The sequence below is a fragment of the Sorangium sp. So ce406 genome (assembly GCF_051474675.1).
GTDB lineage: Bacteria > Myxococcota_A > Polyangia > Polyangiales > Polyangiaceae > Sorangium > Sorangium cellulosum_G.
Genome location: NZ_CP150340.1, coordinates 13,989 through 33,985, shown reverse-complemented (window position 1 = coordinate 33,985; position 19,997 = coordinate 13,989). Strand labels below are relative to the sequence as shown.

Genomic DNA, 19,997 nt, shown 5'->3' with positions numbered 1-19,997 from the left:
ACACATGGAGCACGTACCCTAGCCGCGAAACGCACCGAAGGAATAGGATCGAGCTTTCGGGAGGAGCATGCCTCCCAACCCTTTACAGGGGCGCGTGTTCTCGGGGACCATGACCTTGGTCCCTCGCCCGCCAGCGGCAGCAGATGGCGTTTCGACCCCCGACCCCCGGCCTCCTCGTCGACAACAAGTACCGCCTCGCGGAGCGCATCGGCGGGGGCGGCATGGGCGACGTGTTCCGGGCGGAGCACGTGCTCGCAGGTCGCGCCGTTGCGATCAAATTCCTTCACCCCGAGCTGGCGGACAACTCGGAGCTCTCCCACCGGTTCTTCCAGGAAGCGCAGGCGGTCAACCGGATCCGCCACCCGAACATCGTCGACGTGATCGACGCGGGCGTCGGCGAGCTCGGTCCGTACATCGTGATGGAGCACCTCGACGGCGAGTCGCTCGGCATGGCGCTCGCGCGCTTCGGCCGCCTCGACATGGAGGCCGCCGTCGGGGTCGCGATCCCGGTGCTGGAGGCGCTCGACGCCGCGCACCGCGCGGGGATCATCCACCGCGATCTCAAGCCCGAGAACATCTTCATCGCCTTCGATCCCAGCCGCGGCTCGGCCGTCGTCCGGCTGCTCGACTTCGGCATCGCCAAGGTCCTCGACTCCGACGGGCCGTCGCCGCGGACGCGCACGGGCGTGGTGTTCGGCACGCCGGACTACCTGTCGCCGGAGCAGGCCACGGGCGATTCGCCGCTCGACGGGCGGAGCGATCTCTTCTCGGTCGGCGTCCTGCTCTACGAGGTGCTCACCGGCACGCGGCCGTTCCGCGCGCCGACCGCGGTGGCGACCGCGTTCCGCGTCGTGCACGCGGAGGTGCCGACGCTCGCCTCGGCGGGCGTGACCGTCGACCCGCGGCTCGAGGCGATCGTGCAGCGGCTCTTGCAGAAGGATCCGGCGAAGCGCTTCCAGACGGCCGGCGACGTCGTCCGCGAGCTCGAGCGCGTCGCGGCGGACGCCGCCCGGCGGACGGCGGCGCTCGGCAGGCTGATCAACGTGCAGCGGCGGATGGCCCTGAGCCTGGGGAACGCGCCGGAGAACGAGCGCGATCGCCTCTCCTCCTCGCGCGACCGCTCGCGCGTGGGCACGCCGTTCGACGTGAGCACCGCGCCGCCGATGCGCATCTCGCCGCCGCTCGTGTCCGGCGGCCGCGTCACCGAGGCGCCGCCGGGCATGCGGCCGTCGTCCGAGCCGGCGAAGCCAGCGCCCGGCGCGACGCTCTCGAACGCGCTGCGGAACCGGGGCTCAGAGCCCACCCTGCTCTCGCAGCGCGGCGAGTCGTTGCCCACGGTGCGCAGCGCCGATCTTGGCCTCCGCGCCGAGCCGACCGTGCGCAGCGCCGACTTCGGCAACCTGATCAACCGGCAGCGCGACACGCGGCGGCCCAACGTGACCCCGGTCCGACCGCTGCCGGCGCGCTTCGCGGGCCAGTACCATGTGCGCGGCCCCGTGCTGCGGAGCGTCGACCGCACCATCGTCGACGAGTACGGCAGGAGCGCGCGCGACGAGGTCGTCGCGCAGATGCCGCTCCGCTACGCCGACGACTTCCGGCACGACTCGATCAACGCGCTCGTCGGGTACGATCTCGAGGCGCTCGATGCCTACATGGAGCTCGCGACGTCGCTCGTCCTGCGCGATCTCGAGCGCTGGCGCGACATCGGCAGGCTCGGCGTCGGCGGCGAGCTGCACAGCCTCGTGCGCACGCTGTTCGCGCGCCCGCTGACCGACATCGCGTCGCTCATGCGCCGCGGGACGTCGATCTGGTCGCGGCTCTTCACGTTCGGCTCGTGGCGCGTGGCGACCGGCCCGACCGGTCGGGTCACGCTGCACATCGGCGACTTCGACCCGGCCTCGCTGCCGCTCCGGCTGTGGGTCGTGGGGATGGTCGAGGAGACGGCGCGGCGCGCGTCCGGCGGCGGCGTGAAGGTCACGATCACGCTCGGCGAGCTCGGCTTCACCTCCGAGCTCGCCTGCGAGATCAGCCTGTAGCTCGGCGCGTCGGTCGCGCCGCTCGCCGGCCGCGCCGCGCGCCAGGGACCCTGCTGGGTGTGCCCGCCGCTCCTCGGCGGGACGCGCGGGACGCGCGCGGCGCCGCGTCTGTTTCGGGCGTCTTCAGGAAGGCTTGCGGGCGCGGTAGCACGCCTGGCAGAACACGTCGCGCCCCTCGACCGGCTTGAACGGGACCTCGCCCTCGGAGCCGCACGACTTGCACGTGATCGAGAAGGTCGGACGGTTGCGCGGCGCGCGGGGCTGCTGCGCCGCGCTGCGGGTCGGCGCCGCCGCGCGACGCTCGCCGGCGAACGACGGCGCGCGGTAGTTGCCGTCGTCGCGGGCAGGCGCGCCGCCGCGCGGGCGCTGAGGGTAGTGGCTCGGCACCGTCCAGGCGGGCGTCAGCCCGGAGTACGCGTCCTGCATCGGGCTCCGGTACTCGTTGACGTCGCCCGTGTAGCGAGGCTTTCGAGGCTGTCCGCCGCCGCGCGGAGCGCCGCGGTATCCACCGGCGCTCCGGGCCGCTCCGGGGCGCTGGTGCTGCGCCGCGCGCGTCGTCGACGCGCTCTCGTGCTCCCCTCGATTGTCCTTGCGCGCGCGGCGGCAGGTCCGGCACCGCTTGGGCGGGGCCGCGAGCTTCCGTTCGGCGTAGACGGCCGCTTCCGCAGCCGAGAATAGGAACGACGTGCCGCAGCTCGCGCAGACAATATGCTCGTCTCGATGCTGTTCCATGATTCCTCTTTCATCAGGCCGACGGGCCTCGCAGGCTCACGGGCTCGGGTGACTCGCGTGACTGGAGCGCCCGGGAGCTGCCCCCGCTGCGCTGGAGAAGCGCACTTTACGCGGGGGATCTGGATGATACTGGTGGGATCGCCCTCTTGATGGGGCACGGGAGCGCCTACGGTGACATGCTTGTCAGGGCGGTCAAGCGTGCCGCCTCCACGCATCGCCGGGATCGATCGCGCGGCGTCGAGGCTTTGATTTCGACGCTCCTCACGATACCATCCGCGCGACTTTCACCGAGGAGCACAGCTCCTCCCGTACTCCTCCTCCTCCCGTGACGGACCACGGGCATCACCCGCCCACGCAGCGCCTCGCAGCCAGTCGAAGCAATGAGCCATCCCTCCCTGCACCTCACCGCTCGTGACTTCGACGCGTACGCCGCCGAAAAGGCGACCTCGAAGGCCTACTCGCGCCCTCGCCTCGAGGTGAAGCAGCGCGCGCTCGCCTGGGCGCGCGGCGTGGTCGCCCGCCTGGCCGAGCTCGGCATCTCCGTCGACGTCCACGGCTCGGACGAGCACCCCTCGATCCGCAACAAGCACCGAGCCGACTGTCAGTGGGTCTTCTTCTGGCGCGACCAGGCCGCGCGCGACGAGCTCGATCGCCTGCTCGATCGCGGCCGCTCGATCTCCGAGGCGATCGACGATCCGAGCCCCTACACGCGGCACGCGTTCCTCGCCTTGCGCATCTCCGAGGGCGAGGTGCAGGTGTGCTTCGCGGTCCACCCCGACGCGAAGGTCGACGTCGACAACCTCCGGGCCCGCGTCTCGGCGACCGAGGACGCGACCGGCGAGCCGGCGTCGCCGCTCGCCGCGGAGCTCACGAGCGCGCTGCACGCGCTCCCGGAGCAGTTCTCGTTCGGCGCCGGCGGGGGCGAGCGCGTCGCCTGCAGCGCGGCCACGCCCGACGCGATCGCGGAGATGCTCCGCCGCGCCGCCGACGGGCAGGTGCCGCTCTGGATCGGCTGGGCCGTCCCGCGGGAGACGGCGGAGGAGCACGCCGACATCCTCGACGAGCAGCTCGAGGACGCGCTCGTCGCGCTCGCCCCCATCTACCGGCTGGTCGCGTGGTCGCGCGAGAACGACCGCATCGCGCTCGACCACAAGCTCGAGGGCATCGAGCAGGAGCGGGCGCGGGCCCACGCCGAGCTCGAGGCCGAGAACGAGCGGTGGCGCTCCGAGCAGGCCCGCGCGCGCGAGCGATCGATGGAGCAGGCGCGGGCGCGCGGCGACGAGCGCGTCGAGGCCGCCCTCCCCGCCCGCCGGCCGACCCTGGCGACGCTGTTCAAGTCGACGAGCGGCGCCGGCGCCGGTCGCGGCGAGCAGCGCCCCGCGCCGAAGCACGGCGGAGAGGGCGCCGCTCCGGCCCGGCGATCGCAGCACGCCGAGACGGAGCAGCAGGCGAAGGCCGAAGCGCCCCGGAGGCCGTCGGCCGAGCAGGCGCCGCGAGCGCAGCGCGCGGCGCCCGGCGAGCCGGACGCCGCGGCGAGGATCACGCCGGAGCCCGCGAAGGCCGGCGTGCTCGAGAAGGGCAGCCGGGTCCGCGTGCTGCGAGGGCCCTTTGGCGACAAGATCGGCGTGGTGAGCGAGCTCGACGGGCGCGGAGGGGCGCGTGTCCTGCTCGGCCTGCTCTCGACGAGGCTCGAGATTGACGACCTCGAGCTCGTCGTGGAGGGCAGAGAGCGCCCCGCCCTCTCCACGTCGCACCGCAAGCCGCTCGCCCCGACGCCGCGCAAGGCGCGCTGAGCGTCGCCCGCGCGGCTCTCCCCGAAATGATCAAGCGCGATCCTTCAACCTACCCCGTCGGCCTCGGCGCCCAGTTCCGCGACAAGCTCCCGCTCTACCTGGCCGGCGCAGCGCTGCTCGCGACGCAGCAGCTCCTCATGGCCAAGCGGGACTTTCTCGTCAGGGACGCCGTCGACGCGGCCGTGAACCTCCAGTCGACCGAGGCCTCGCGGGCGGCGCTCATCATGCTCGGCGTGAGCGTGGGCGCGGCGGTCATGCGCGTGTTCTCGCGGGTCACCGTCTTCACCGCGGGCCGCAACGTCGAGTACGAGCTCCGTGCCGTCCTGCTCGCGCGCCTGCACAAGCTCGGGCCGGCGTTCTTCCGCAAGATGCCGACCGGCGACATCATGAGCCGGGCGACGAACGACCTGACGCAGGTGCGGCTGCTCCTCGGCTTCGGCCTGCTGAACGTCGTGGGCTCGCTCTTCGCCTTCGCGAGCGCCCTGTACGTGATGCTCAACATCTCGAAGAAGCTCACGCTGGCGGCGCTCGTGACGATGCCCGCGCTGATGCTCGTCACCCGCTCGTTCTCGACGAAGCTCTTCATCCGCACCCGCGACAACCAGGAGGCGATCGGCGCCATGAGCGACCGCGTCCTCGCGAGCCTCGCGGGCGTCAGGGTCGTCCGCTCCTTCGCGCTCGAGGCGTCCGAGATGGCCGCGTTCTCCAACACGAACCAGGCCTACCTCGAGAAGAGCCTCTCCCTCGCCAAGCTGCGCGGGTCCATGGGGCCGCTCATGGGGGCCATCAGCTCGGTCGGCGTGCTCATCGTCTTCTGGTACGGCGGGCAGCTCGTGCTCGACGGGCAGATGACGAGGGGCGACTTCGTCTCCTTCTGGCTGGCGCTGCTGCGGCTCACCTGGCCGGTGCTCGCCCTCGGCTTCGTCGCGGCGATCGTCCAGCGCGGCCGCGCCGGCTACGCGCGCCTCAAGGCCATCTTCGATGCCGTCCCCGAGGTCGTGAGCGGCCCGACGCCCGCCCCCGAGGCCGTCCGCGGCGCGATCGCCGTCAAGGATCTGACGTTCTCCCACGGCGCCAGGAAGGTGGTCGACGGGGTGAGCTTCGAGATCGAGGCGGGCAGGTCGCTGGCCATCGTGGGCCGCACCGGGTCGGGCAAGAGCACCATCGCCACGCTGCTCGCCCGGCTCATGCCCACGCCGCGCGGCACGGTGTTCCTGGACGGCATCGACATCTGCGATCTGCCCCTGGAGACAGTGCGCGCGAGCGTCGGCTACGCGCAGCAGGACGCCTTCCTCTTCTCGACCACCGTGGCGCGCAACATCGGCTACTCGCTCGACGATCCGGACTCGCCCGCCTCGTTCGAGGTCATCCGCGCGGCCGCGGCCGAGGCCGAGGTGCTGAACGAGGTGCTCTCGCTGCCGGACGGCTTCGACACGGTGGTCGGCGAGCGCGGCGTGCAGCTCTCCGGCGGGCAGCGCCAGCGCGTGGCGCTCGCGCGCGCGCTCGTGCGCGAGCCGAACGTCCTCGTCCTCGACGACCCGCTCTCCGCCGTGGACGCGAAGACCGAGCAGGCCATCCTCGCGGCGATCGAGCGGCAGGCCGCGCGGCGGACCGTCATCCTGATCACGCACAGGGTCGCGGCCGCGCGGCGGTGCGACGCGATCGTGGTGCTGGAGCAGGGCCAGGTCATCGAGCGCGGCACGCACGACGAGCTCGTCCGCGCGGGCGGGCTGTACGCGTCGTTCGCGGAGGAGCAGCAGCTCGAGGAAGATCTGGCGACCTTCGAGGCGCCGGCCTCGCAGCCGGTGGGGCTCTCATGACACAGCCGGGACCGGAAGAGGGCGCGACGATGCGGGCCCGATCGAGCGGCGGCTCGGCCGCGGGAGAGGCCGGCGCGCCCCCGCGGCGGTCGGCGCAGGCGGCGACGGACAGGGCCCGCGGGGCGAAGAAGGCGAGCCGCACCGAGGACGTGCTGAGCCGCTTCCACGAGGAGACGCAGCTCGGCGAGGCGTACGACGCGCGCATGCTGCTGCGGCTGTGGCCGTTCGTGCGCCCGCAGGGCAAGCACCTCGCGCTCTCGCTGGCGCTGCTCATCGTCACCGCCTCGCTGGCGCTGCTGCGTCCGCTCATCATGCGCGACGCGCTCGACGCCTTCGACGCGCCCGGCGGGCTCGATCACCTCACGCGCGCCGGCATCCTGCTCACGGGCATCATGCTCGTGGAGCAGTCGCTCGCGTTCCCGCAGCTCTACCTGATGCAGCTCGCCGGCGCGCGCGCGATGGCCGACCTGCGCATGCGCGTCTTCGGCTTCCTTCACACGCGCCGCCTCGGGTTCTTCGATCGCACGCCGGTCGGCCGGCTCGTCACCCGCGTGACGAACGACGTGGACGCGATCGGCGAGATGTTCGCGTCCGGCGCGCTCAACGCGTTCGGAGATCTGATCCGGCTCGCCGTGATCGTCGTCGTGATGCTGTCGCTCGACTGGCGCATGTCGTTGCTCGCCTTCGCGGCGGTGCCCCCCGTCGCCCTCGGCGTCAACTGGACCCGGCGGCGGATCCGCGACGCCTTCCGCGAGGTGCGGTCGAAGACCGCCAGGATGAACGCGTACCTCAACGAGCAGGTGTCCGGGATGGCCGTCGTGCAGGCCTACGCCCGCGAAGAGCGCTCGGCCGAGGAGTTCGACGAGATCAACGCGGCCTACCGCAGCGCCAACAACCGATCGATCGTGCTCGACGCCACGCTCGACGCCGCCATCGAGATGGTATCGAGCGTCTGCATCGCCGCGGTGCTCTGGTACGCCGGCGTGAAGAGCCTGAAGGAGCAGGTCTCGTTCGGGACGCTGTTCGCCTTCGTCGCGTACATCGACATGTTCTTCGTCCCGATCCGCGATCTCTCGGCCAGGTACACGCTGCTCCAGTCGGCGATGTCCGGCGCGGAGCGTATCTTCGAGCTGCTCGACAACAAGGACGAGGACGCGACGGCGATGGCGGCGAGCCGTACCGGCGCGGCAGTGGCCGCGGACGAGGGCGTCGCGTTCGAGCTCGATAACGTCGTCTTCGGCTACAAGCCGGGCGTGCCCGTGCTGCGGCAGGTCTCGATCGCGGCGAGGAGCGGCGAGAAGATCGCGCTGGTCGGCGCGACCGGCGCCGGCAAGAGCACGGTCGCCTCGCTGCTGCTCCGCCTCTACGACGTCGAGGACGGCGCGGTGCGGGTCTTCGGCCGCGACGTCAGCGCGTACCCTCGCGACGAGCTGCGCCGCAAGTTCGCCGTCGTCCCCCAGGACGTGTTCCTGTTCCCCGGCACGGTGCTCACCAACATCGCGGCAGGCGACGCGATCCCGGATCGCGCGAAGGTGGTGAGCGCGCTGAACCGGATCGGCGCCCTCGATCTGTTCGAGCGCCGTGAGGGCGGCCTCGACGGCGTCGTGCTCGAGCGCGGCAGCAACTTCAGCGCCGGCGAGCGCCAGCTCATCGCCTTCGCCCGCGCCCTCTACCGCGACCCGCCGATCCTCATCCTGGACGAGGCCACGGCCAACGTCGACAGCGACACCGAGGCGCGCCTGCAGCGCGCGCTCGAGGGAGCCATGGAGGGGCGCACCGCGCTGATCATCGCGCACCGCCTCTCGACGATCCGCGCCGTCGATCGGATCGTCGTGTTCCACAAGGGCAGCGTCGTCGAGCAGGGCACGCACGAGGACCTGCTCGCCGCCGGCGGCGTCTACAGCAAGCTGTACCGGCTTCAGTTCGCTCGTCAGGCGGCGGCGCACGCGTAGGCTCGCCGCGGGAGGCGCGGCCAGGGCTCGCGAGACGAACGCCGCGAGCGCTGACGAGCACCGCGCTCTCCCTGACCCTGCGGCTGCGCGCTCGCTCAGCCGGGATCGCCGACGTAGCACCGCGCGCCAGCAGCGCCGCCGCCCGCGCCCGTCGCGCCTTCGTCGGCGCCCTCCGCGCCGCCGGCGGTCCCGGTCGCGCCGTCCTCGGCGCCGCTCTCGCCGTCCGCGCCCTCTGCGCCGCCAGCGACCACCCGAAGCCAGTACTCGGAGCAGCTACCGTTCATGACGACCAGGTGCTGATCGTCGACGCAGATCACCTCGGCCTGGTTACCCGCCGCGTGCGCCAGCGTCCCGCCGCTCCTCGTGCCGTCGCGCTCGAACGACAGGTACACCTGCCACCACCGCGGCCGCTTCCCGAGGTGATGCTTGAGCGCATACCGCATGCCCCCCGGAAAATGGAGGAGCTCGCCGTCCGGCGCCGAGGTCTCGTAGACGCCTCCCTCGGGCACGGCCTCGGTGAACTCGATCGGCTGGTTCTCGCTCTCGGAACGATCGCACCTGTTCGGCGAGCACCCCGCCGCGAGCGCGGCCGACGCCCCCACCGCGCACACGGCGGCCCACGTCGAACGTCGCGCCGCACCCCCGCGCTGCATGGCTCAGCCGAGCCAGCGCGCGGCGTCGAGCGCGTGGTAGGTGAGGATGAAGTCCGCCCCGGCGCGCCGGATCGACGTGAGCAGCTCGAGCACCGCCCGCTTCTCGTCGATCATCCCGCGCTCCGCGGCCGCCTTGATCATCGCGTACTCGCCGCTGACGTTGTACGCGCCGAGCGGCAGCGTCGTCACCTCGCGCACGCGCGCGATGACGTCGAGGTACGCGAGCGCGGGCTTCACCATGAGCATGTCGGCCCCCTCCTCCTCGTCGAGCGCCGCCTCGCGCAGCCCCTCGCGCGCGTTGCCGGGGTCCATCTGGTAGCCCGCCCTGTCGCCGAACTTGGGCGCGCAGTCGGCCGCCTCGCGGAACGGCCCGTAGAAGCCGGACGCATACTTCACGGCGTAGGAGAGGATCGCCGTCCCCGTCAGCGACTCGGCGTCGAGCGCGCGCCGGATCGCGGCGACGCGGCCGTCCATCATGTCGCTCGGCGCGACCACGTCGGCGCCCGCCTTGGCGTGGACCACCGCCGCCCGCGCGAGCACCTCGAGCGTCGCGTCGTTGTCGACGTCGACCGCCCCGGACGCGTCCTGCCGCAGCAGCCCGCAGTGGCCGTGGTCGGTGTACTCGTCCACGCACACGTCGGTCATCACGAGGAGCTCCGGCGCCGCGTCCTTCATCGCCTTGACCGCGCGCGGGACCGGGCCGTCCGCGTCGTAGGCGCTCGTGCCCGACGCGTCCTTGGTGCGCGGGAGCCCGAACAGGATCGTCCCGCCGATGCCGAGCTCCTTGCAGAGCCGCGCCTGCGCGGCCGCGGCGCTCACCGGGAGCTGCGAGACGCCGGGCATCGTCCCCACCGGGCGAGGCGCGTCGAGCACCTCGTTGAAGAAGAGCGGGAGGATGAAATCTCCCGGGTCGAGGGACGTCTCCCGCACCAGGGCGCGGAGGGCGGCAGAGCGACGGAGCCGGCGCGGTCTCTTCGTGGGGAACACGGCGGCGGAGCATAGCAGCCCTTCGCCCGCGAGGACCGCTCCGGTCGCGGCGCGCGCGATCCGCGGATCGCGGAAGCCGGGCGAATCGGCTAGTGTTCGCCCGAAACCGCCCGCATGAGACAGGCCCCCTACTCCCCTTCGTCCGGCCGCGCTCGACCTGCCGCGCGCGGCGCGCGTTCCCGGCGCCGGACGGGCGCGGGCATCGCTCAGCGGTGCGCCGCTCCAGGGCGCGCGGCCGGGCGCGTCGCTGTCCCGGCCCGCGGCGAGCTCCTCTCTCCCGACAGCGGGACGGTGTCGTCGTCGTCCGCCGCAAACTCGTCGTCCGGCTGCACCGCGGGCGTCGCCGCGTCGGCGACCGTGACCATTGCGATGTCGGACAGCGGACACCACACGGTCCACGCCTCATTGCGGACGAAGCTATCGAGCGGGACCACTCCGCTCTCGATACCTCGCGCGAGCTGGTCGAGGTTGACCGGCCCGACCGATTGCTCCCCGTTGCTGACGTACCATCGGTCCGTAAAGCCGCGCTCTGAGCCCCGCAGCTCCTCGAACAGTTTCACAGATCTCATCGAATGGACTCCAGAAACCGCCGGACGTTGAATCGAACGGGTGCGATTCTATACCCTTAACGCACCGAGTCAACATCACTGCAGAATCGATAGGACAATCAACGTCTGCCATGAATGAGCGACAGAACGATGAGAGTTTGACGGCGCTTTCCGGGCGTCACGGAGCCTCCGAGGAGGGTCAAGGCGTGGGGGCCGCGCGCGGGGGGCCGGGCGCGGCCAGGCCAGGCGTCGTGTACCTCGTCGGCGCCGGCCCGGGCGATCCGGGGCTCTTCACGCTTCGCGGCGCCGAGCTCCTCGCCACGGCCGACGTCGTGCTGCACGACGAGCTCGTCCACCCCGCGTTGCTGGACGGCGTGCGGGAGGACGCCGAGGTGCGCTCGGTCGGCAAGCGCGGCGGCGACCGGGTGCTGAAGGACGCAAAGCAGGCGGAGATCGACGCGGAGCTCGTCGCGCTCGGGCTCGCGGGCCGCAGCGTCGTCCGGCTGAAGGGCGGCGATCCGTTCCTCTTCGGGCGGGGCTCCGAGGAGGCGGAGGCGCTCGCGCGGGCCGGGGTGCCGTTCGAGGTGGTGCCGGGCGTCTGCTCTCCGCTCGGCGCGACGGCCTACGCCGGCATCTCGCTGACCCACCGGAACATCGCCTCCAGCGTGATGATCGTCAGCGGCGTCACCCGGGCGGGCAAGGCCTTCGACTGGAGCGAGCTCGCCTCGGTCCGCGGGACCATCTGCGTCCTGATGGGCATGCAGGCCCTCGACGCCGTGGTCGCGGGGCTGACAGGGCCGGGGCGCCGCGATCCCGCGACGCCGGCGGCCGCCATCCAGTGGGGCACGCGGGCCGACCAGCGCGTGGTCTCCAGCCGCCTCGACGAGCTGCCCCGGCGCGCCAGGGAGGCAGGGCTCCAGAGCCCCGCGGTCATCGTCGTCGGCGCCGTCACCGGCCTGCGCGACGCGCTGCGCTGGTTCGACCGGAAGCCGCTGTTCGGCAAGCGGGTGCTCGTGACCCGGCCGCGCCACCAGGCGCGCTCGACGTCCAGGCTCATCCGCCTCCGCGGCGGCGAGGCGGTGGAGCTCGCGACCATCGAGATCCACCCACCGCCCGACCCCGCGCGCGTCACCGAGGCCGTCCGCGGGCTCTCCGGCTACGACGCCGTCGTCTTCACCAGCGAGAACGGCGTGGCCTGCTTCTTCCGGGAGATGGAGCGGCTCGGCCTGGACGCGCGCGCCTTCGGCTCGGCGCGCCTCGCCGCGATCGGCGCCGGGACGGCCGCCGCGCTCGCCGCGCGCGGCGTCCGCCCTGACATCATCCCGGGGGAATTTCGCGGCGAGGAGCTCGCGCAGGCCCTCCTCGCCGACCCGGCGCTGGCCGAGCGCCTGTCGGTGCGCCCTGCGTCCCGGGTCCGGGTCCTCATTCCCCGCGCGCTCGTCGCCCGTGAAGTGCTCCCCGAGCGCCTCTGCGCCGCGGGCTGCGAGGTCGACGTCGTGCCCGTCTACGAGACCCGCCCCGCGTCGGCCGGGCGCCGCGAAGAGCTGCTCCGAGCACTCTCGGCGGGCGAGATCGACGTCGTGATGCTGACCTCGAGCAGCACCGTCGACAGCCTGTGCGAGCTCCTCGGCGAGGGCGCCGCGGCGCAGCTCGACCGGGTGCTCCTTGCGAGCATCGGGCCGATCACGACCGCGACCGCCGAGAAACGGGGGCTCCGGATCGGCGTGACCGCCGAGGTGAGCACCACGGCGGGTCTCCTGGACGCGCTGGATCGATACTTCGCCGCGCTCCAGGCTGCCCCTGCAAGCGCAGACCGGTGACGTGCTGGTCGCGCGTGTGCGGCCAGCGCCACCGCAGAAAAGAAAAGAGCGTCGCAGCGGACCTGGGGGGGGAAGGTCTCCGCCGCGACGCTCGGCATCCCTTTCAGCATGAGGCGTGCCTGCACCTTCCCGTAATGAATTCAGCCACTTAGAATGTACCAACAGGAGATTCCTTTCGCTCCTGCGCGTTCATGGCGACAGGCATGCTAGGAATTTCCTTACGCAGCAATACGACGCTGCGCGCACAACAGCACGCCTCGAACCCGAGCAAACGTACAGGGCCACAGACGGACAGCGCCTGTGGGCCGAGCTCCTTCAGGAGCCGCTCTGTCACTCGAACGTCGCGCGAACGACGAGAAACTTGTTGTTGAGCTCGAGAGAGGTGAGCTTCTCGAAGAAACGAGGGTTACCGAGCTCGTTCGAGAGCGAGCTGGTGCGCCCGTGCTCGGTGACGAAGTAGAAGGTCCTCACACCCTTCTTCTTCTGTTCATTGATGTAGTCCTGGAACTTCTTCCCGCTCGACACGAATGCCGGCAGCTTGTTGCCCGCATAGAAGTTCTCGCCCTTCCAGTTCAACTGGTAGGCGACGAGCGGCCCAGGGATCTCCTGGCTCGCGCGCATGTAGGCGAGCAAGGTCTCGCGCTGTCCCCAGTGCGGCGACGTGCGCACGAAGTAGACGTCGAGCCCCCACGCCGTGAACGCGACGGCGAGCGAGAGCAGCGCATAGAGGACGTGGCGGCGAAAGCGCGCGACCATCAGCAGCAAGCACAGGACCGCCGCGGCGATGGTGAACGCCCACAGGGTCGCGGAGAAGTCGAGCGACTGCGGCCAGGGACGCTTGTAGTTGTACGTGAACAGGTGCAGCAACCTGGCCTGGCTCGGCTGCCCCTCGCGGGCCATCGCGAGGTCGCGCCCGACGAAGAAGACCAGGATCGCAGCGCCGACGGCGACCGCGCCGAGCATCGCGCGCTCGTAGACGACCACGGCGCTGGAGCGCGCCGACGGCGGCGCCGACGAAGCGTCGCTCCAGCCACGCGCGAGCCCGCGCGCGCCGCCCTGGAGGCGCAGCATGTCGTCGAGCAGGATCCCCGTGAGCATCGCCGCCGGCGGGACGGCCGGCAGGATGTAGTGGTGGAACTTCGTCAGCATCAGCGAGAAGAGCGCGAAGCCGAAGATGAACCACATCGCCAGGAACACCGAGGCGTCGCTCTGGCGGACGTCGGCCGAGGCGGGCTCACCTGAAGATCCCCCCTCCCCGGCCGCTGCCCCTTCGCGCCGCCTGAGCCACCACACGAGCGACGCGGGCACGAGCCCCGTCCACGGGAACATCGCGTAGCCGAGCTGCCACACGTAGTAGCGGAAGCTCACGTCGTCGCCCTCGTTGGTGTCGTGGACGTGCGTGAACGCGCGCTTGAACATGTCGTGGAACAGCAGCCTGTCGGTGAACGGCTGCCCGTGCCGCGCGTACATCGCGACGAACCAGGGCAAGGCGACGCACGCGAGCACGAGCAGCCCGATGGGGATCTCCATCTTGAGCAGGTCGCGGTACCGCCGCGAGACGACGACGTAGCCGAGCGCGCAGAGCACCGGGAGGCCGAAGCCCGCCGGCCCCTTGGCCATCGTGGACAGGGCGGCGAAGAACCACGCCGACAGGAAGAGGAGCCGCTGGACGCGCCGCTCGCCCCAGCTCGCGTACAGGACGATGCCGAGCGTCTGCGCCCAGATGAGCGCCTGGAGCGCGGGCTGCAGGCCGGGGAGCACGGGCAGCACCGACCGGCAGGCCTCGTTGCCGGGGAGCCCGCAGTTGCCAGGGGAGCCCGAGCTGAAGACGTCGCCGTGGAGGCGCACGCCGAACGGCGCCGGCTGGATCTCGACGTGCCGCGAGAGCAGGTAGAGGATCTGCGGCAGCGCGCAGGCGATGATCGCGCCGAGCACGAGGTGGTAGCCGGAGACGCCCACCTTGAGCACGCCGAGGTCGACCTCGTAGACGCGCGCCTCGCGCGCCTCGTCGGTGTGGATGCCGAGCAGGAGCAGGGCCATCGCCGCGGCCATCGTCGCGACGAAGGGCATGTCCGTCATCGTCTGGTGCGAGACCAGGAACCACTGCGGCATCGTCGCGAGGACGACCCCCGCGAGCAGCCCCGCGCGTCGGCTGAAGATCGTCGCGATGGCCTTGTAGAGGAGGTAAACGGCGACGAGCGTCAGCGCGAAGATGGGCAGCCTCACCGCCCACTCGGGCCACGGCGTGCGCCCTTCGGCGACGGCCGAGAGCATCTCCCCCGATCGGTAGCGGACGCCGAGGGCCGCCATGGCGAGCGCCTGCATCCAGAAGTCGAGCACCGGCTTCGACCAGAACCAGCCGTCCTGCGCCCACCAGAGGGAGATCCAGTCGTTCCGCGCCAGGATCTCGCGCGCGACCTCGCCGTAGTGCGTCTCCCACGGATCGGTGAGCGAGTGGCTCCCGAGCATGGGCAGGTAGAGCAGCGTGACGAGGGCGACGAGCCAGAAGCCATGCCGCCGGAGCAGCGGGCGCGGCGCGCCCGTCTCGTCGAGGCGACCGGGGCCGAGGCGCTCGCCGATCCGGAAGGCGCCCACCACCGCCGTGAGGAACGCGGCAGGGATCGCGATCGCGGGTACCGCCAGCGAGATCAGCGCGGGCGCGCCGTCCCGCGAGAGGGAGAGCGGCGAGAAGTAGCCCGCCACGGTGAGCGTGATCAGCGCGAAGGACGCGGCGAGCCCGCCCCCGAGCAGCGCGAGCGGTCCGAGGAGATCGCGGATCCCGACGCGCGCGGCGACGCGCTCGGGCGGGTCGTCGAACGTGCCGAGCAGGTCGAGCAGGCCGAGCGTCGCGACGCCGACCCCGAGCGCGCCGAGCGGGACCCCCCAGCGAAACTGGGGCGCGAGCGCCATCACGACGAACGCGAGGAGCGAGCCCGCGGCGAGCACGGCCGCCCCGCGAAAGCGGAGCGGGTTGCCCTGGAAAACGAGGCGCTCCTCGTCGGCGTCAGGATCGACGTCGTCCGTACCGGCTCCGCCGTCGTCCTCTGCCGCCTCGCCCTCCGGAGAAGGAGCGCGCAGCGGAGAGGCGACGCGCGGCTCGGCGGCGCCGGAGCTCTCCGCGTCACCTGCGGCCGCCTGGTCGCCCGCGGTCATGTCGTCGCGGGCGTCCGCGATCGCGCCGCTGCTCTTGTCGTGCGTGTCGTTCATGGCTGCGCCGGACGCGGAACGAGGCGCGGGCCTGGCGTAGCAACTCCACGTCCCCGGGCAAAGCAGCGGCCGCGTGCTCGCGCGCGACGGACCGCCGCGAGCAGCGCGCGGCTACTTCGTCAGGCGCGCGATCTCTTCCTTGATGATCGTCTCGGCGAGGACCGGCACGACCTCCCAGACGACGCGCTCCACGACGTCGCGGGACAGCGCCATCACGGCCTCCACCTGATCGGCGGAGAGGCCGAGCCCCTCGAGCTTGCCCGCCATCTGGCCGTTGACCTGCGCGGAGGCGGAGGCCGCGACCGCTGCGGGCCCGGACGCCGTCTTCGGCACGCCGGAGACCGGCGTCGGCGAGAAGGCCATCGTCGTCTGCGGCAGGCCCGACGGCGCGCCGCCCGGCGCCGCCGCCTTGACCGAGGCCTGCGCCGGCGCGGCGCTGGTGGTGGCCGGCGCGTTCGGCGTGTAGATGAGCGTCTTCGCGCGCTGGAGCGGGCTCGCGGCGGCGCCGGCGGGCTGCGCTGCAGCGGCCGCGGGCTGCGCGGCGGCCGCAGGCTGCGCGGCGGCAGCGGGAGAGCGCGCGGGCGCGGACGCCGCCGCGGCAGCGGGAGCCGCGGCAGCAGCAGCCGCGGCCGGCTTCGCCTCGCCGCGCGACGCCAGCAGCTTCTTGACCTTGTCGATCATCTGCTGCGTGTCGAACGGCTTGTCCATGTGGTCGTCGGCTTGCGCGCTCGAGCCCTTCGCAGGGTCGAACGGGTTCTGCTTGGACGACAGGATCAGGACGGGCGTCGCCGGGGATGCCTGCTTGATCGCCTTGCACAGCTCGTAGCCGTTCTTCGGCTCGAGCGTGACGTCGGCGATCACCAGGTCGGGTTTATCGCTCTTGAGCTTCTGCAGCGCAGCGTCGGCGCTGCTCGCCGTCACGACGCGGAAATCCTGACCCGCAAAGGTGATTTCGAGCACTTTGCGCATGGTCACGCTGTCGTCTACGGCGAGAAGGGTGCTGGCCACGAACGGGTCTCCTCTCAGATGGCGAGAAAGCGATGACGGCTCTGGATATCTTCGGCTCCGGTCGCGCGATGTGTCAACATTCGCGGTGTATTTCGCCCCGCGGCCCCGCGGATGAGCGTTTTTTCACGCCGGTAGAGCCCGGCCCCACGCTGGTGGCGGGGCCGAGGCGCCCCCTCACGAGCCTCTCATGCGCCCGCCCCGACCCGCCCCTCCCCCGCCCCAGGATCACGCCGAACCGACCGCCGCCGACCCGACCGGGCCGGTCCGACCCCCGCAGGACGGCCGCTGGACGGTTCCGGCAGCGCTGGACCGACGGCCGCTCGACGGCGCGATCCGGGCGCTCGCCTCGGTCTCGTGGTCCGACGCGCGCCGGCTGATCGAGACCGGCAAGGTGCTCGTCGGGAACGTCGTGGCGACGAGCGCCCGGCGCCGCGTGCTCAGCGGCGAGCGGATCGAGGTCCGCCTGAGCGCGCCGCGGCCCGAGACCGTGCGCCGGCGCAAGCTCGAGGTCGAGCTCGTGGTCTACGCGGACGCGAGCGTCGTCGTCGTGAACAAACCCGCCGGTGTGAGCACCATCCCGTACGGCGACGAGGACCCCGCGGAGCAGGCCGCGACGCTCGACGCGCTGGTGCGGGAGGTGCTGGCCCGCCGCGACCGCCTGCGCGGGCGGGCGCCGCTCGGCGTGGTGCAGCGCCTCGACAAGGGGACGAGCGGGCTGCTCGTCTTCGCGCGGACGCTCGCCGCGAAGAAGCACCTCGCGCAGCAGCTCCGCGTCCGCTCGATGCACCGGCAGTACCTCGCGCTCGCGCACGGCGCGGTCCCGCGCGGCACCCACCGCAGCTACCTCGTCGAGGACCGCGGCGACGGGCTGCGCGGCTCCGCGAGGGAAGGCCGGCGCGAGGGGCAGCTCGCGGTGACGCACGTCGAGCCGATCGAGACGCTCCGGGGGCTGGACGAGGCCGGGGCCGCGGGCGTGACGCTGGTCGCCTGCCGCCTCGAGACGGGGCGCACGCACCAGATCCGCATCCACCTCGCGGAGGCCGGGCACCCGCTCGTCGGCGAGACGGTCTACGTGCGCGACCACCGCGGGCCAAGGATCCCCGCCCCGCGGTTGATGCTCCACGCGGCCGAGCTCGGCTTCAGCCACCCGTCCGACGACCGGCCGATGCGGTTCCAGGCGCCGCCGCCCGCCGACTTCGACGAGGTGCTCGAGCGGCTCCGCCAGCCGCGGCAGAAGGGCGCTACTTGACCTTGCCGCGCGCCTCGCTCATCGCCGCGGCGGTCGCGTCGACGAGCGGCATCACCTTCGCGTAGTCCATCCGCGTCGGGCCGAGCACGCCCACGGTCCCGGCCACACGCCCGTTCTCCATGTACGGCGCGGCGACGAGGCTGAGCTGACCTCCGCCAAGATCGCCCGCCTCGCTGCCGACGAAGACGGTGACCTCGCCCGCGCCCGCGGCGAGGGTCCGGTCGAGCAGATCGACGAGCTCCTCGCGCTCCTCGAGCGCCTTCATCAGCTTCTTGAGGCGGTCGACGTCGGCGTACTCCGGCAGGTCGATGAGGCGGTTCTGCCCCTCGATGACGACCTCGCTCCGCCGCGTCACGTCGGCCGTCGCCTTGCTGCCGAGCTCGAAGGCGCGGCGCCTCAGCGCGTCGATCTGGAGGCGCTCATCCGCGAGGCGGCGGGCGAAGAGATCCCGGATCTCGCCCAGCGTGCGCCCCTCGATGACGTCGGCGAGCAGGTTGTGGATCCGGGTGAGCTCCCCCTCGTTGATCGCCTCGCCGACCGAGATGAAGCGGTTCTCGACCGAGCCGTCGGCGAAGACGAGCACGGCGAGGAGCTGCCCGGGCTTCGTCGGGATGAAGCGAAGCTGGGCGAGGGCGCGGATCTCCGCCCGCGGCGCCGCGACGACCGCCGCGGCGCCCGACAGCTCCGAGAGGTAGCGCCCCGTCTCGCGGAGCGGGTCGCTCGCCACCGTGTAGATCTCGGTGAACCGGGCGGTGAGCTCGACCTGCTGCTCGGGGGAGAGCGACCGGAGCTCGACGAGCGCGTCGATGAACAACCGGAGCGCGCGATCGGTCGGGATGCGCCCCGCGGAGGTGTGCGGCTGGTGGAGGTAGCCGGCCTCCTCGAGATCCGCGAGCACGTTGCGGATCGAGGCGGCCGAGAGATCGAGCCCGTACTTCCGCGCAAGCGTCCTGCTGCCCACGGGGTCACCGGTCGCGATGAACTCGGTGACCGCGGCGAAGAGGATCTTTCGAGCGCGATTGGAGAGATCTCCCATGTCAACTGCGTGCGGCGCGTACGCGCGCTGCGGCGGCTACCTGGACCAGGGACTGCCCGGACCGGGAAGCCATGCGGACCGGGCCTTCGCTCCCATACGTCAAGACGCGCGGGCGGGCGCTGGGCCCACGGATGCGCATGGGGTCTATTTTGAGGCGATCGCGCGGCCCGGTCAAATAGCGCGGTAGGATGGGCGCGGCCGCCGCGCCGGAGGCCGCGGTTCCCGCGGTTCCGGAGATTCCTGGTCGCCCGAGGTTCGCCTGGTGAACCTGGGCTCCCCAGGAGCGCGACGCGCGGCGAGGCCACGCCAGCAACGATGCCGTCCGCACGCCACGCCGCCATCGCCTGCGCGCTCGCCCTCGCGCTCGGCCCGCTCACGACGCTGCCGACCGCGCAGGGCAAGCCGAAGGTGAAGTTCCATCAGGACTGGGCCAGGCACCCGTCGGCGCGCTACGCGGCGATGAGCGCGGAGCAGTGTCGGGAGGCGCTCGCGCGGCGGAAGATCGCGTTCGAGCCGGTGCGGCGCGCGCCGGGCGTGCTCGCGCCGGTGCGTCTCATGCAGGGGGTCGGCGGCGTCCTGTACCGGACGGCGGAGCCGGCCCACCGGCGCGCGGACAACCCGAACGACGTCTTCGACTGCCGCCTCGCGCTCGCGCTCTCGGACTTCAGCCGGATCCTGCGCGTGCACGACGTCACCGAGGTGCTGATGTACTCGGCGTGGCGGCCTCCGTCGGCGATGTGGCCCGAGGGCAAGCTGGCGACGAGGCACCCCGGGGGGCTCGCCATCGACGCCTACCGGTTCATCAAGCGGCGCGTCGGCGACGCGTTCGCGGAGGAGTGGCTCGACGTCGAGCGCGACTTCGTCGGCAGGCGCGGCGCGCCGGTGTGCGGCGAGGGCGCAGGGAAGCCGGCGACCCGCGGCGCGGCCGGCAAGGGGACGCGCGGCCTTCCAGCGGACGCGGCGGCGCGCGAGCTGCGCTCCATCGTGTGCGAGGCCGCGGATCAGCACGTCTTCACGTCGATCCTCACGCCCAACTACGACCGGGCGCACAAAAATCACCTGCATCTCGAGGTGACCCCCGGCGTCCAATGGCAGCTCGTGCGCTGATCCGGGAGGGGCGGCCCCCCCGGGCGCAAACCCGCTCTCGCTCCGAGGT

At 72.2% G+C, this 19,997-nt stretch carries 14 protein-coding genes; 7 read left to right on the top strand and 7 right to left on the bottom strand.

Going from position 1 to position 19,997, the window contains the following annotated elements; genetic code table 11:
* Nucleotides 1-143 precede the first annotated feature (143 nt).
* A complete protein-coding gene (locus WME96_RS00110; RefSeq protein ID WP_437288155.1) occupies nucleotides 144-2,036 on the top strand; it encodes a serine/threonine-protein kinase in 1,893 nt (630 codons plus the stop codon).
* A gap of 123 nt (nucleotides 2,037-2,159) precedes the next feature.
* Here the strand turns inward: WME96_RS00110 and WME96_RS00105 are convergent, their stop codons facing one another.
* Complete coding sequence (locus tag WME96_RS00105) at nucleotides 2,160-2,768, bottom strand: zinc-ribbon domain containing protein (protein ID WP_061617593.1); 609 nt, start codon at nucleotides 2,766-2,768, stop codon at nucleotides 2,160-2,162.
* A 380-nt stretch (nucleotides 2,769-3,148) separates the two neighbouring features.
* Between WME96_RS00105 and WME96_RS00100 the strand changes: the two genes are divergently transcribed.
* From WME96_RS00100 to WME96_RS00090, 3 genes are read left to right on the top strand one after another with little or no spacing between them, the layout of a single operon-like run.
* Nucleotides 3,149-4,561: a hypothetical protein gene (locus WME96_RS00100; RefSeq protein WP_437288154.1), complete on the top strand. Its 1,413-nt coding sequence runs from the start codon at nucleotides 3,149-3,151 to the stop codon at nucleotides 4,559-4,561.
* Between the two features lie 26 nt (nucleotides 4,562-4,587).
* Nucleotides 4,588-6,381, top strand: a complete 1,794-nt coding sequence (locus WME96_RS00095; RefSeq protein WP_437288153.1) for an ABC transporter ATP-binding protein — start codon at nucleotides 4,588-4,590, stop codon at nucleotides 6,379-6,381.
* A gap of 29 nt (nucleotides 6,382-6,410) precedes the next feature.
* The gene (locus WME96_RS00090) at nucleotides 6,411-8,333 is read left to right on the top strand and encodes an ABC transporter ATP-binding protein (protein ID WP_437288152.1); all 1,923 of its coding nucleotides are present in this window, start codon (nucleotides 6,411-6,413) and stop codon (nucleotides 8,331-8,333) included.
* A gap of 95 nt (nucleotides 8,334-8,428) precedes the next feature.
* Here the strand turns inward: WME96_RS00090 and WME96_RS00085 are convergent, their stop codons facing one another.
* The 3 genes from WME96_RS00085 to WME96_RS00075 all read right to left on the bottom strand — a co-directional run bounded on the left by WME96_RS00085 (nucleotide 8,429) and on the right by WME96_RS00075 (nucleotide 10,542).
* The gene (locus tag WME96_RS00085) at nucleotides 8,429-8,986 is read right to left on the bottom strand and encodes a hypothetical protein (protein WP_437288151.1); all 558 of its coding nucleotides are present in this window, start codon (nucleotides 8,984-8,986) and stop codon (nucleotides 8,429-8,431) included.
* Nucleotides 8,987-8,989: 3 nt separating this feature from the next.
* Nucleotides 8,990-9,973 carry a porphobilinogen synthase gene (gene hemB, locus WME96_RS00080; protein ID WP_061619568.1) on the bottom strand — a complete coding sequence of 328 codons (984 nt, stop codon included), beginning with the start codon at nucleotides 9,971-9,973 and terminating at the stop codon, nucleotides 8,990-8,992.
* A gap of 206 nt (nucleotides 9,974-10,179) precedes the next feature.
* Nucleotides 10,180-10,542: a DUF4339 domain-containing protein gene (locus WME96_RS00075; RefSeq protein ID WP_437288150.1), complete on the bottom strand. Its 363-nt coding sequence runs from the start codon at nucleotides 10,540-10,542 to the stop codon at nucleotides 10,180-10,182.
* Between the two features lie 185 nt (nucleotides 10,543-10,727).
* Here WME96_RS00075 and cobA point away from each other — a divergent pair, with 185 nt between their 5' ends.
* Nucleotides 10,728-12,341, top strand: coding sequence for a uroporphyrinogen-III C-methyltransferase (gene cobA / locus WME96_RS00070; RefSeq protein ID WP_437288149.1), 1,614 nt, complete (start codon nucleotides 10,728-10,730; stop codon nucleotides 12,339-12,341).
* 330 nt (nucleotides 12,342-12,671) lie between these two features.
* Here the strand turns inward: cobA and WME96_RS00065 are convergent, their stop codons facing one another.
* Together WME96_RS00065 and WME96_RS00060 are read right to left on the bottom strand one after the other, a co-directional pair.
* Nucleotides 12,672-15,548 carry an ArnT family glycosyltransferase gene (locus WME96_RS00065; protein WP_437288148.1) on the bottom strand — a complete coding sequence of 959 codons (2,877 nt, stop codon included), beginning with the start codon at nucleotides 15,546-15,548 and terminating at the stop codon, nucleotides 12,672-12,674.
* Between the two features lie 111 nt (nucleotides 15,549-15,659).
* Nucleotides 15,660-16,556, bottom strand: a complete 897-nt coding sequence (locus tag WME96_RS00060) for a response regulator transcription factor (RefSeq protein WP_437288147.1) — start codon at nucleotides 16,554-16,556, stop codon at nucleotides 15,660-15,662.
* A gap of 187 nt (nucleotides 16,557-16,743) precedes the next feature.
* Here WME96_RS00060 and WME96_RS00055 point away from each other — a divergent pair, with 187 nt between their 5' ends.
* Nucleotides 16,744-17,805, top strand: coding sequence for an RluA family pseudouridine synthase (locus tag WME96_RS00055; RefSeq protein WP_437288146.1), 1,062 nt, complete (start codon nucleotides 16,744-16,746; stop codon nucleotides 17,803-17,805).
* Here WME96_RS00055 and hrcA read toward each other — a convergent pair.
* The gene (hrcA, locus tag WME96_RS00050; RefSeq protein ID WP_433932545.1) at nucleotides 17,798-18,841 is read right to left on the bottom strand and encodes a heat-inducible transcriptional repressor HrcA; all 1,044 of its coding nucleotides are present in this window, start codon (nucleotides 18,839-18,841) and stop codon (nucleotides 17,798-17,800) included. The two genes, WME96_RS00055 and hrcA, sit on opposite strands and share 8 nt — an antisense overlap.
* A gap of 315 nt (nucleotides 18,842-19,156) precedes the next feature.
* Here hrcA and WME96_RS00045 point away from each other — a divergent pair, with 315 nt between their 5' ends.
* Nucleotides 19,157-19,948, top strand: coding sequence for an extensin family protein (locus WME96_RS00045; protein ID WP_437288145.1), 792 nt, complete (start codon nucleotides 19,157-19,159; stop codon nucleotides 19,946-19,948).
* Nucleotides 19,949-19,997: the final 49 nt, after the last annotated feature.